Genomic DNA, 13,243 nt, shown 5'->3' with positions numbered 1-13,243 from the left:
ATGAGCCTGTTACAGAATGATGAAATACGCCTGCGCGCTTTGGAACCGGAAGATCTTGATCGGCTCTATCGGTGGGAGAATGACTCCGCGCTTTGGTCGGTCAGCAGCACCTTGGCGCCCTATTCCCAATATGTACTCAGGGAATATATTGCCGAGTCGCGACGCGATATTTATGACTTGAAACAGTTGCGCCTTATGATAGAAATCACGGCAGAACAGAAAACGATCGGTATGATCGACCTGTTCGATTTCGATCCGCACAACCGCCGGGCCGGAGTGGGCATATTGATCGATCCCGCCTGTCAACAAAAAGGTTGGGCCACCGAGGCGCTTCGACTACTGATCGGCTATGCCTTCTCTTTCCTGAAACTGCATCAGCTTTATGCACATATCCCCGCAACAAACGAACGCAGCCGATCGCTTTTCCTCCGTTGCGGGTTCAAAGAAACAGGATGTTTAACCGATTGGATAACAGCGGAAGAGGGATATGAGGATGTCATTATCATGCAATTACAGCATCCCGCTTAATTCAATTGCGGATCTTTGGGGTAATTGATCCAGGCGCGATAGCGTTGCCCCAACACTTCCAGCGATCGTTTCCAGTAGGAATCGCCATCAGCTGGTATAATGCTTTCATTCTGGGGACGAGCCACCACCCAGGCGTCACTATCTATTTCCTGCCCGAGTTGCCCTTCTGTCCAGCCCGAATAGCCCAAGAAAAACTTAATCTTCCCCTCCACCGGATGACCGCTTAAGATATACTCTTTCAAGGCGTCGAAGTCGCCGTCGAAAAACAGCGAATCATTGATCGAAAGAGCACCGGGTATGACTTTAGGACCTAAGGAATGAATGAAAAACAAACGGTTCGGGCTGACTGGACCACCCAGATAAATAGGGATAGGCGCTTCATTAGCAAAGTCATCGAAGAAGTTGTTAACGAGCAATTCGGTTTTCTTATTCAAGACAAAACCCATAGAACCTTTTCGGTTGTGCTCCACCAATAGAACAACCGATCGCTGAAAATAAAGATCTTGCAACGACGGATCAGAGATGAGTATACTGCCCTGATTGGGATAGAGATTATTATGCGTTATTTTGAATATGTTCTTATTAGTAGGCATTGTCCTTAGCTTTGGATGTTTGCAAAACCATGACAATATATAACATTTCTAATGAATAAACAAAACAAAAGATCGCTAAAGTGTATTAGCGGATATAGAAAAAGGAGACAAATGCCTCCTTTTCCATCTATTTCAACCCCTGTTATCAGGAATGATTTTCCTTAAATTGTTGTAAACGTTTTTCTAATAATTCATATTGATGCTCCTTGATGAAGGAGGTGCAGGCACGCAATCCTTGCTGGTCGCTTCCCGTCGTACTCAGGGAGATAGCGCTTACACCATAATAGATCAGCTCTTCCATCAGCTCGCCGCCCGTCATGCCGGGATAGGCGATGGTGAAATAGAAACCGTCGGCAATTGGCTCTTCCAGGTCATGATCGTACACAATCTCAAAACCATAATTTGTGAATATATTTTTCAAACGAGCGGCACGACGTCCATACTCTTTCACATCCGAGATAAAATCAAACGACCCATCGGAGGCTGCCTTAAACATAGCCGCCAAGGCATATTGCGCCGAATGGCTGGTGCCCGACGAGAGAGCGTAAAGAATGCGATGACTATAAACCGTACCGAAAGTGCCGCCGCCATAACGCTGAGTCAATCCCTCATAGGCACGACGATAGAGCTTATCGGAAATAGCCGTCACCCCTATGCGCTGACCGGCATAGCTAAAGGCTTTAGAGCCCGATATCTGCAAAATATAATGATCGGCATAAGGGGCTACCGTAGCCTGATAAGGCGCTTGGAATGGCGTACCCAACTCTTTCCGGAAATCCATCGCAAAATAGGCCAGGTCTTCAATGACTATCACATCGTATTTGTTAGCCAATTCGCCAATCACCTTCAACTCCTCCTCGGTCAAACAAAACCAGGCCGGGTTGTTGGGATTAGAATAGATCAATGCAGCAATGCGACCGGAAGAGAGATACGACTCCAGCTTCTCACGAAGTTTCTCACCCCGATATTCATACACATCGAAAGAAACATAATGGCAACCGATCACGGCGATTTGTTGTTTCTGTACCGGGAAACCGGGATCAATAAAGAGAACCGTATCTTTGCCGGGAGTACATTGCGTGGCCGTCAGGAAAGAGGCGTAAGTACCCTGCATAGATCCGGTCACCGGCACACACCCCTCCGGGGAGATATCGACGTTGATAAATGCCTTGATAAAACGGGACGCCTCCTGTTTCACCTCCGGAATACCATTAATATTAGGATAGATAGAGGCCACACCACGTTGCAGTGCGCCTATCTCGGCATCGAGGCCTACTTGTGCTGCGGGGAGGCCGGGCACCCCCATCTCCATGTGGATAAACTCCACACCCGTTTCTTCTTCTAACTGTGTGGATATAGCCACTACTTCACGTATGGTTGCTTTTCCGAAATCAGGCAATCCATACCCTTCGATAACGCGCTTTGCGGTCTGGAAATCTACCGGTGTTTCTCTTTTCATCTTCGTTGTTTTTATGTCTACGCAAAAATAGGAAATTTATCGCTCACTCTCATTTTTTCACCCAAATCTATTGCAAAATCAAATAAACCCCCTATCTTTGCATCGCTATTCAAAGGAATAGCCTCTCAAACAAATTTGGTGTGGTAGTTCAGTTGGTTAGAATACCTGCCTGTCACGCAGGGGGTCGCGGGTTCGAGTCCCGTCCATACCGCTTAAAAAACTAACAATCGGTCGATTACGAAGACAAAAAGCCTGTAAAATAGCATTTTACAGGCTTTCTTTTTATCCCTTTAGGACACACTAACACAAGGTGGTAAAAAGTAAATAAAAGATGTGTTATGAAAAAGAGAACAACCTTAGTACTCGTTTTTATTTTGATATTCAGCACACTTTACGGGCAGAATAGAATTACAGGAAGCATCTTGAATGCGGAGAATAACTTGCCAATAGAATATGCTAATATTGGGATTGTTGGGAAAAACATAGGGACTGTTTCTGATATGAATGGACAATTTGACTTTTCGGTAGAAACTCAATACTTAAACGATTCTTTGTTGTTTTCATGCGTTGGTTATGAATCTTATTCTATGAGAATATCACACATGAAAGAAAACGATACAATACACTTAAAAGAAAAACCATTTTTGCTCAACGAAGTGGTTGTTACACCTCGGAAATTTAAAGAAAAAGTGTTTGGGATAACCGCGAAAAAGGGAATTGGCGTTACAGGATTTGAAAATAATAATCTTGGATACGAATGTGGCCTGTTGATGAAGAACAAAAAAAGAGCAGAACTCAGAAGTGTAAATGTCAATATCTCCTCGTGTGCATACGATACCATTTTCTATCGTTTGAATATTTATGAAGTGAAAGAGAAAAACAACTTTGAGAACATTTTAGTAGAGCCAATATATGTAATTGCTTCGAAAGAAGATATTCTCAACGGCAGTTTAAAGATTGATTTAACGGGGTATAATGTTGTTGTTAACGGAAATTTCCTGGTAACATTAGAACACATCAGGGACTTAGGAAATGGAGGCCTTTGGTTCCCGATGAGTCTGAAACAAAAAACTTATCACAGGAAAACGAGTCAAGGGAAATGGGAAACGGCACCAATTGGATTTAGTCTGAGTGTTAGAGCAAATGTTGAAAGATAATAAGAGTTGTATTGACTATATTGATTCAATTCCTAATATTACACCCAAAGATAATTTGAGTGTTGTCAATTACGAACGGGTTGCAGAGTGCGCTTTGGGTATAACAGAACTGATACGGAAGTTATGTGCAATATCCCCTTACTCCCTCCTGCAATTAAACTTATAGAGAAATACAAAGGTCATCCTCATTGTGTCATTAATGGTGTTGTTCTACCTGTATTCAGTAATATTTGTATGAACGACTATTTAAATCCCTCCGGATTTTGCATGACAGTCAGTTTGAGTTTTGCAGGCTCACCAACCGATGATAATGCATATCGGCTAACTTCTTTTCCTGATCCGTCATAACTTACTGCCTCCAGCTTTCCCGATGCATAAGATATGTCTTCGAAAGTAAAAAGAAAGTTATAGCCACGCTTCCCCTTTCCTAATGATTTACCATTTAGGAATAGCTCTGCTTCTTCACCATTAGATACTACATAAACAGGCTTTATTGTGTTTTCCGGATAATTCCAATGTCCCACAATATAGGTTTGATACTTATCTGTGTCTACCCAACCGTTCCACATTACTTGATGAGCAAAAAAAGCATCTTTTTCAATACGCATTGGATCTACGACACCACTTCTACGATAGTTCTCTGCCCCGCGGAAATGTGTATTGCTATCTGAGAAAATAATTTTTACCCCTCCTGAACTAACTCGTTTCCCAGTGCCAGGTCTTTCACGCCAGTAATCATACCAACGACGCACCAATTCAACTGTAAATGAATCCTGATTTCTATTATAGGCACGAGCATTAGTTTTTTTGTTTATAGTGTTGGTTACAGTCGATTTATACATTTCAGGACCGTCTCCATCTTTAAGCTACCCTGAACTCTCCGGGAGTGGGATTGCCAGTTACAGCCGTTTCAAGCTTATAATAACCTTTTTGTTCCAGTTCAGTAAAGAATTCATCGCAAGCTTTCAGGCAGTCGGCCCACAATTCCGGCTTATAACCACCGTACCATACAAGTCTTTGCTCTTCGGCTTCCGAAGCCCCCCCCATAAAAAGGTTCAGCACTATTAAAAAGCGGCGAAGCGGCAAAAAGCAATACCTTACATTTCAAGGCCATCGCACCGGCACGTGTCCATCGACCCATATCATTTTCGGCATTGTCGTAGTCGCCCGGATTGGACGTTTCATAGGCCCAGGGAAGGACTTTTGCGGCGTCATCCAACAGTTCCACTATAAAATTTTTAGTTTCTTCTGCGGTTGAACGCCCCAGTTCATAACTACTTTCATTTCCCTGATATACAATAAAAGCCTTTAATCAAATTTTAGCCATTGAAATTTCTATTTTGAGAAATCTCCAGAAAAACCATAAAAAGTTCTATTTTTGAAGAATATATAAAGCTACAGAACTAATGAACATCAGAGTCATAATCATCCTATTCATTCTTATCCCCATTTCCCTTTGCCTCCATGGGCAACAACTCTATTTTCATCGCCTCACAGTAGATGATGGGGTGCCTCATAACACTGTCAACGCTTTTGCTCAAGACAAGAATGGATTTATGTGGATTGCTTCTGCAGAAGGTTTGTGTCGTTTTGATGGTTATAGAATTAAAATCTACCATTCCGGTAAATCTCCCAATACCCCCGTCAACAACCGTCCAGCTAATCTGTTTCGGGATGATAATGGCGATGTATGGATCTCTTTTTTCACTACAACCGAAGTATGTAAATACAATGACGATAAAGACGATTTTACCCGTTTTCAGCTTGATGAACTCAGTTCTGAGTTACAAAAACACCTAAGGTCTACAATAAGCAAAATAGTCCCCGATCCTGTGACAGATGGGAAACACACTTGGGAAGTGGTTAACCATCAGTTGGTTCAACTGAACAACCAAACCGGAGAGCGTTACGTCTATAAAGGGAAAGCATCCGAAGAAGGCAGCCTGTTTGATTCCTATGTTTTGTCCATATACCTTGATGACAATGATATTCTGTGGGTTGGAACCGAAAACGGGGGTTTTCATTATACAGATGTAAACCGTAAAAAGTTCAATCATTATACTTTTGAGTTCGCCCATTCAGATTACTTATCCGACAATGCCATCAGAGTGATATGCGAAGATAACGAAAACTTTTTGTGGGTTGGCACACGTAATAATGGGTTGATACGAATGTCACCCGACCGTTCTCAATATATTTATTTCAATTACTCACCATCTAAAAAAACCACATTACAGGAAAAACGTATTCGGAAAATATATCAGGATAGCAAGGGTGTCATCTGGGTAGGAACACAATATGGTGTGTACAGGTATAACTGCCTGACTGGTGATATAAAACATTTCGTAGATAAAACCGCTACCGCCATAGATGATAACTTTGTATATGCTATTCAGGAAGACAGTCATGGTATACTTTGGATAGGTACATGGAAAGGTATGTTGAGTTACAACAGCGAAACAGAAGACTTCGTATCCTATAACCCTGATGAAACCTTAGTTTATAATTCTGTCCGCAGCATCGCTCCCGGAAAAGACGGCGGACTGTGGATTGCTACAGAGAATGGATTAACTTTCATGGACTATGAAATCAGTGGGCAGACTGCGGTCAACATAAAGGCGACCTACTATCAACATCAGGAAGGCGATCTGCATTCCCTAAATAATGATTATCTCTATGCTCTGGATGTTGATGACGATGGCAATATATGGATTGGGACAGCAAGAGGATTGAATATGTACGATGTCAACCGGAGACAATTTATACATTTTGAAGATATTGAATACCTGTCGAATGCATTGATAAGGGGAATTGTTTGTATTAATGATGAAGTGTGGGTCAGTCACCGTCATGGACTTACCCGTTTAAATAGAAAAGACGTAACTTATCGTCATTACGATAAGTCGGATGGATTGCAGGATAATGAGTTCTCTGAGGACGCCTACGGTAAGAATACACGTACGGGAGAATTGTTTTTTGGTGGAAATAATGGCCTGAATGCTTTCTTTCCTAATCAAATCAAAGATAATCCTTATCCTCCAAAGATAGTTTTCACAGGTTTGAAGATACACAATAAATCCGTGGAAGTCCATCAGGAAGTAAACGGAAAGGTGATACTGGAAAATCCCGTATTTAAAACCAATCATCTCATATTCAATCATACAAATAAGGAGTTTGAATTGGAATTTGCGGCGCTACATTATTCCAATCCTACTCAAAACCGATATGCCTATAAACTCGAAGGCTTTGATAACCAATGGATATACACCAATGCCACCCGACGCAGTGTAATTTATTCCGGTCTGCCGGTAGGTAAATACACCCTGAAAGTAAAAGGTGCCAACTGTGATGGGATATGGAACGAAGAACCCATTGAAATGCGAATCACGATATTACCTCCCTGGTGGGCATCCGGGTTAGCCTATGGCATATACATCTTACTGTTCCTGCTTATTTGCATTGTCATAATAAGGAATATTAATGCACGTAGAAACCTGAAATACCGCATGCAGTTGGAAAAAGTGAAAGCTGAGAAAGCAGAAGAAGTATCCCAACTACGCTCTACTTTTTTCACAGGTATTTCGCATGAACTTAGAAGTCCGGTAACCCTAATCATCGATCCTTTGCGAAAATTGGTCGAAACGCAAGACGCCCCCAGGGAAGTACAGAAAACATATCAACTGATGTACCGTAATGCACAACGCTTACTAACCTTAATTAACCAACTTCTGGATTTTCGAAAACTCGAATCCTCAAAGCAGGAATTGCATCTTCACGAAAGCGATATCATTGTGTTCGTAAAGAATGTGCTGGGAATGTTTGAATTAGCTGCTCAAAAGAAGAACATCACATTGCAGCTCGAAACATCCATGAAAAGCCACATACTTGTTTTTGATGCAGGTATACTGGATAAGGTATTGGTTAATCTCTTATCCAATGCTATCAAATACTCACCGGAAGATACAATGGTTGCGGTGAAATTATCGGTTAGCGATTCATTGTTCACCATACAAGTCATAGATCAGGGTATAGGCATTTCGTCTGAAATGAAAGAAAAGATATTCGACCTTTTCTTCCGTGTAGAAGACAACGGGAAGAACAAAAACATCGGATCGGGTATTGGGTTGGCATTGACCCGTGAACTCATCTATCTCCACAAAGGAAACATCACTGTTGATAGCGAACCTGGAGTAGGTTCTACCTTTACAGTACTTCTTCCTAATGCATTAAAAGCAGAAATCAAAATCTCCGATAACAACCAAATCTCTGAAAAAGATGCCCGGATACTTCTTATGGAAACAGAAAACATCGAAGAAAACGAATCCATAGAAGAGGAAAACTACACATCCGATAAATCTTTGATATTGGTAGTCGAAGATAACGACGATATTCGGAATTATATAAAAGAATCCCTGTCGGATAATTACAGGGTAATAACTGCCATAAATGGAAAACTGGGCTGGGAGAGGGCTCTTGAAACCATCCCGACCCTTATTGTATCTGACGTAATGATGCCCGAAATGTCGGGCTTCGAACTTTGCGGAAAATTAAAGAAAGATGAGCGTACCAGTCATATACCTGTAGTCCTGCTTACGGCCCACCAGTCCGATGAAGCCCGTATGGAAGGATATGAAACCGGAGCAGACGATTATATCAGCAAACCCTTCAATACCCAATTACTTCGAATTCGTATTCAGAACCTCATTGAATCCCGTGAAAAGTTAAGGTCATTATTCGGGAACGCAACAAAAATGGAATTGAAGAAAATATCCGTGAACGCCGCCGATGAGAAGTTTATCAATCATGCCGTTGAAGTCGTTCGCTCGCATCTTGCCGACCTTAATTTTACTCCCGATTTGTTTGCAAGCGAAATGGCAGTAAGCCGCGCCCAACTTTTTCGTAAAATCAAAGCCATGACCAATCAGACCGTTCAGGAGTTTATAGTTACGATCAGACTGAATGAGGCAAGCGAACTGTTACTGACAACGACTCATACTATTGGTGAAGTCGCTGTAATGACCGGATTCTCGGAAGCATCTAACTTTACCCGCAGTTTCACTAAGAAGTTCAAAAAAACTCCTTCGGCTTATATGAAAGATAATAGCTAGAGCCCGTCCATGTTTCATTCATTCGGCATTATCTTAGGATGCTTGAAGCATTGTTCCTTATAATGTTTGATACGCTGTGATAAATCAATAATACGCTGTGATAACCCCCATACAGCAATGTCTCATACTTTTGCTTTATTATTTATATTTTAAAAAAGTATTATGAGAATCATGAAGATGAAAGTTCTATTCCTGTTGTTCACCTTATTAGTGACAGCAGCAAAAGCACAAGACATTAATCCTGCACTTTACTGGCAGGGAAAAGAAAGAACCTTGCGGTATACACCCGACGGTGAAGAGTTTGTAATTACCAATGGCGATAAAAGATTTACCCGCGCCATATACGGTACCAATACCGGATTTCGCTTTGAAACAAGCGATTTCCCGGAGTTCGGGCTTTATATGCCTAATCTGGGAGGAAGCGTTTACATGGCTATTGCTACTCCCACCGCTACCACATGGATAAAAGATATGGAGTCTATCGAGTCTCGTTTCAAATCGGGTCAACGTACTTATATAATAAAAGATAAGAAGTATTTAGGAAGTGGTGTGCTGACGATTGACGCCGTAGCCCTATCCGATGGTGACGGTCTGGTTGTAAAATACCAAACCAAAAACATTCCTGCGGGTACAAAAATACTATGGATTTATGGAGGTGCCAGCAACGAACGTTTCTCGCGTGAAGGAGATATTGGAGCCGATCCGGCCAACAGCTTTTATATCAAGGCTACGAACTGTAAAGATAATGTATATGATATAGATAAGAATACATTTACCTTGTTCTATGGCATGAATACACGTCCGTTATCCTTAGATGAGGCTTACGAAAATCCTAAAACGATAGATAAATCGAAAATAATATCCGAAACCCTTCCTGCCAATACACTGAGTATTACCGGAACATTCCCTAAAGGAGCTACTATTCGTGAAGCCGACGGTAACCTGATTGACCAATTGGATAAACTGGTGAAATCGGAAAGAACCAAAACTCCGGTTATTATTGCTGAATATGCAATAAGCAGTGTACCTTTCTATTTTGAGATGCACAACCCAAAAAGTCATGCCGGTTTTGCTTATAACCAGTTGGGTAAAGCATTTGACAAAGGTGTAGAGTTTAGAACAAAGATTGCGTCTACCATGAAAGTCAATACACCCGACCCTTACCTAAATACATTGGGCGGCGTTTTCTCGGGAGCAGAAGATGCCATCTGGGAAGACCCGGGATATTTGCATGGAGCCATTGGCTGGCGTGTACCATTAACCGGTTGGCGTGCTGCCTACCTTGCCGACCTTATGGGGCTGACAGACAGAGCCAGAACACATTTCAATGGTTATCTCAATTCACAATTAACCAATGTACCTATCACCTTGCCTCATTTACAGGACTCTGCGTTATACTTAGCTCGTTCGGCCAAAGTATGGGGTACCCCGATGTACAGTAACGGATACATCTGTCGTTCTCCGAACAAAACAGACGTGTTGCACCACTATGATATGAATGTTGTTTTTATCGACGAACTGTTGTGGCATCTCAATTGGACAGGTGATATGGACTATGTCAAACAAGTATTCCCGGCCCTGAAGCTTCATTTGGCGTGGGAAAAGAATACATACGACCCTAATAACGACGGACTTTATGATGCATATTGTTGTATCTGGGCATCCGATGCCTTGCAATACAATGGAGGCGAAGTGACCCACTCAACCGCCTATAGTTACCGTGCCAATAAGTTAATGGCCGACCTTGCCCGGAAAATAGGTGAAGACCCGGCTCCTTACGAAAAAGAAGCCGGCCGGATACTTTCGGCACTTAACCGGAAATTATGGATAAAAGAAAAAGGCTGGTGGGCAGAATTCAAAGATAATATGGGACATCAAATGCGTCATGAAGAACCGGCATTATGGACATTCTACCATGCCATTGACTCAGACATACACGACCCTTTCCAAGCCTATCAGGCATCCCGCTATGTAGATACCCGGCTCATCAATATCCCCGTTGTAGCCAAAAACTATGCGGATACCACCAACTATGTAGTAGGTACAACCAACTGGCAGCCCTATATGTGGTCGATCAATAACGTTGCTTTTGCGGAAATTGTCCATACGGCTTTGGCCTACTGGCAATCCGGACGGTATGAAGAAGCCAACCGCATGTACAAAGGTGCCATTTTAGATGCCATGTACTTCGGTTCCGGCCCTGGCAACATTACACAGGTTTCTTACTATGATGCTGCCCGCGGAGAAACCTACCGCGACTTTGCCGATCCCGTATCTATGGGCGTTAGGGCTATGGTGCAAGGTATGTTCGGCATCATCCCCGACCTGACCGATAACAAGTTAACCATCCGTCCGGGCTTCCCTGCCGATTGGAATTACGCGGAACTGGAAACGCAGAATATGAACTTCAGCTACAACCGGAAAGGAAATACCGACCGTTACATCGTTAAACCGTTATTCAAGACATCCGGTATTGAACTTACCGTTGAACTGAATGCCCGTTTCGACCAGCTTCCAATCGTAAAGGTAAACGGTAAAAAAGTATATTGCGAACGTATAGACAATACAATCGGGCAATCTGCCATCAGAATCTCTGCCGGAATATCGGAGAAATATGAAATCACCGTAGAGTGGAAAGGACAACCCCTTCATAAGGAAATGATATCCGTAGCTGTGGCGCAAGGTGATGAAATTACTGTTCCATTGAAGAATACTCCGTTAGCCTTGAATGACCCTCAGGATGTTTTCAGTCAGCCCTCATTGACGGCAACAGGAGTAAAAGGACGTGTAATTGGTATAGAAGGACACCGAACAGTATTTATTCAGGTGGAGCAAGGTGATTTTACCTTCTGGCAACCGGTGGATGTTCATATTAAGCAGCCGGTTGAAATCAAATCTAACCCGGAATCCGGACAGTTGGAGTTTGCCTTGATAAACAATATGAATCAAACCCTGCAAGGACGCCTTTACCTGAACGGTGTAGATACCCGAAAAGACATCAATCTTTCACCCGGCGGTCATACTAATTTTAGTTTTGACAATCAGTTGGCTACAATGGGAACCAATAAGATACTGGTTAAAGGTACAACAGGCTCATATACCTTGGAAACAATCAATTGGAATATTGACAATTCTGCTCAAACACAATACAGAACCGTATCTGTTTCGCAGGCATTCAACGATAAGGTAAGTGATATCTTTGAATATGGTAAATATCTGGCTCCCAGATGGCCATATACTACTCTCCAGGTACCTACCCAAGGTATGGGACAATGGTGTCATCCAACCGATCTTTCTGTTATTGACGATGCAGGTTTAAGGGCACTTTCGGCACAGAATGATGGTGTAATCAATATGCCACAAGGCGTTCCTTTTCTGACACCGGGAGAGAAAGGAGAAAAGAATATCATCTTTACGACATTGTGGGATAATTACCCCTCTTCTGTGACTGTTCCCATAACCGGAAATGCATCAAAAGCCTATCTGTTTGTGGCCGGATCTACTTACCACATGCAAGCCCATGTGCTTAACGGAGAAATCACGATTACCTACAAAGACGGTTCAAAAGATAAACTTGAACTCGTATTACCCGACAATCTGTTACCTCTCGATCAGGATATCTTCATTGACGGATGGGCTTATCGCTCCGGTCAACCTCGCCCATGGAGAATCAGGTTACAGGATGGAAGTGTGAGCAAATATCATGCCGGTGAACTTGGTAAACGCATGTCAAACAGTCCTATTTATATAGAGGGAGGTATGGTTACCCTGCTCGATCTTCCGCTCGATTGCGAGAAAGAACTGGAATCGCTCTCTCTGGAAACTGTTGCCAACGAAGTTGTTATTGGCTTGATGGGTATTACACTTATGAAATAAGAACTTAAAACTGGGGCAGACTCTAAAGCTATCTCAATAGCTGAAAGTCTGCCCCATTTTTTTATTTACCAATTTTCAATTTATATATAAAAAAGAGGACAGTTTTCCTAAAGGAGATATTCTTCGGATTGTTCTTAATAACAACTTCATCACTATTCATTCATGAGAAAACAATTAGCAGCATAGTTGTCAATTATTTAGAAACTCTGATTACCGGTGCAAATATAAAAGTAGATGGAGTGTCCTACAGATATCTAGTCCGGCTATTCCAGATGAAAAAATAATCACCAAATGAATCTCTTTTAAAGAGTATATTCTATAATAATTAATCTTTTTTATTCGATTATTTCAAACGTAAAATGACTAAATTTAGCCTCTCCGTCTCCATAAACAAATATACCGGGGAGAATACTTTGAAAATCATATAAAGTATGATGCGAATAACCTGATATTTCATTACCCCAATCTTCTTTTTTCCAATCTATTGGCTATTATGGAAAACCTAAAAAAAGAATTGACCCA

At 42.0% G+C, this 13,243-nt stretch carries 7 protein-coding genes, 1 tRNA gene and 1 pseudogene; 5 read left to right on the top strand and 4 right to left on the bottom strand.

Annotated features, from left to right (window positions below):
- Positions 1 to 528 carry a GNAT family N-acetyltransferase gene (locus tag M2134_RS03820; RefSeq protein WP_280750007.1) on the top strand — a complete coding sequence of 176 codons (528 nt, stop codon included), beginning with the start codon at positions 1 to 3 and terminating at the stop codon, positions 526 to 528.
- Here the strand turns inward: M2134_RS03820 and M2134_RS03815 are convergent.
- Both M2134_RS03815 and M2134_RS03810 read right to left on the bottom strand, forming a co-directional pair.
- Positions 525 to 1,121: a YqgE/AlgH family protein gene (locus M2134_RS03815; protein ID WP_280750006.1), complete on the bottom strand. Its 597-nt coding sequence runs from the start codon at positions 1,119 to 1,121 to the stop codon at positions 525 to 527. The two genes, M2134_RS03820 and M2134_RS03815, sit on opposite strands and share 4 nt — an antisense overlap.
- Positions 1,122 to 1,266: 145 nt before the next feature.
- A complete protein-coding gene (locus M2134_RS03810; RefSeq protein ID WP_280750005.1) occupies positions 1,267 to 2,580 on the bottom strand; it encodes a pyridoxal phosphate-dependent aminotransferase in 1,314 nt (437 codons plus the stop codon).
- Positions 2,581 to 2,717: 137 nt separating this feature from the next.
- On the opposite strand from M2134_RS03810, the gene M2134_RS03805 reads away from it, so the two are divergent.
- Both M2134_RS03805 and M2134_RS03800 read left to right on the top strand, forming a co-directional pair.
- Positions 2,718 to 2,791: transfer RNA gene (locus tag M2134_RS03805), tRNA-Asp, on the top strand.
- 127 nt (positions 2,792 to 2,918) lie between these two features.
- Positions 2,919 to 3,737, top strand: coding sequence for a carboxypeptidase-like regulatory domain-containing protein (locus M2134_RS03800; RefSeq protein WP_280750004.1), 819 nt, complete (start codon positions 2,919 to 2,921; stop codon positions 3,735 to 3,737).
- A gap of 248 nt (positions 3,738 to 3,985) precedes the next feature.
- On the opposite strand, the pseudogene M2134_RS03795 reads toward M2134_RS03800, so the two are convergent.
- Positions 3,986 to 4,525 (bottom strand): annotated as a pseudogene (locus tag M2134_RS03795) (DUF4982 domain-containing protein); the annotation flags it as partial.
- A 203-nt stretch (positions 4,526 to 4,728) separates the two neighbouring features.
- Positions 4,729 to 4,965, bottom strand: a complete 237-nt coding sequence (locus tag M2134_RS03790; protein WP_280750003.1) for a hypothetical protein — start codon at positions 4,963 to 4,965, stop codon at positions 4,729 to 4,731.
- Positions 4,966 to 5,143: 178 nt separating this feature from the next.
- On the opposite strand from M2134_RS03790, the gene M2134_RS03785 reads away from it, so the two are divergent.
- Positions 5,144 to 8,845, top strand: a complete 3,702-nt coding sequence (locus M2134_RS03785) for a two-component regulator propeller domain-containing protein (RefSeq protein WP_280750002.1) — start codon at positions 5,144 to 5,146, stop codon at positions 8,843 to 8,845.
- Positions 8,846 to 9,016: 171 nt separating this feature from the next.
- A complete protein-coding gene (locus M2134_RS03780; protein ID WP_280750001.1) occupies positions 9,017 to 12,721 on the top strand; it encodes a DUF4450 domain-containing protein in 3,705 nt (1,234 codons plus the stop codon).
- Positions 12,722 to 13,243 lie beyond the last annotated feature (522 nt).

This window comes from Parabacteroides sp. PM6-13 (assembly GCF_029892605.1).
Classification (GTDB): Bacteria; Bacteroidota; Bacteroidia; order Bacteroidales; family Tannerellaceae; genus QVMG01.
This window is presented reverse-complemented; position numbering and strand designations above follow the sequence as displayed.

Excerpts from the sequence above, each read along its gene's own strand:
- M2134_RS03820 (WP_280750007.1), top strand. The coding sequence starts at position 1 with ATGAGCCTGTTACAGAATGATGAAATACGCCTGCGCGCTTTGGAACCG.
- M2134_RS03815 (WP_280750006.1), bottom strand. The coding sequence starts at position 1,121 with ATGCCTACTAATAAGAACATATTCAAAATAACGCATAATAATCTCTAT.
- M2134_RS03810 (WP_280750005.1), bottom strand. The coding sequence starts at position 2,580 with ATGAAAAGAGAAACACCGGTAGATTTCCAGACCGCAAAGCGCGTTATC.
- M2134_RS03800 (WP_280750004.1), top strand. The coding sequence starts at position 2,919 with ATGAAAAAGAGAACAACCTTAGTACTCGTTTTTATTTTGATATTCAGC.
- M2134_RS03785 (WP_280750002.1), top strand. The coding sequence starts at position 5,144 with ATGAACATCAGAGTCATAATCATCCTATTCATTCTTATCCCCATTTCC.
- M2134_RS03780 (WP_280750001.1), top strand. The coding sequence starts at position 9,017 with ATGAAGATGAAAGTTCTATTCCTGTTGTTCACCTTATTAGTGACAGCA.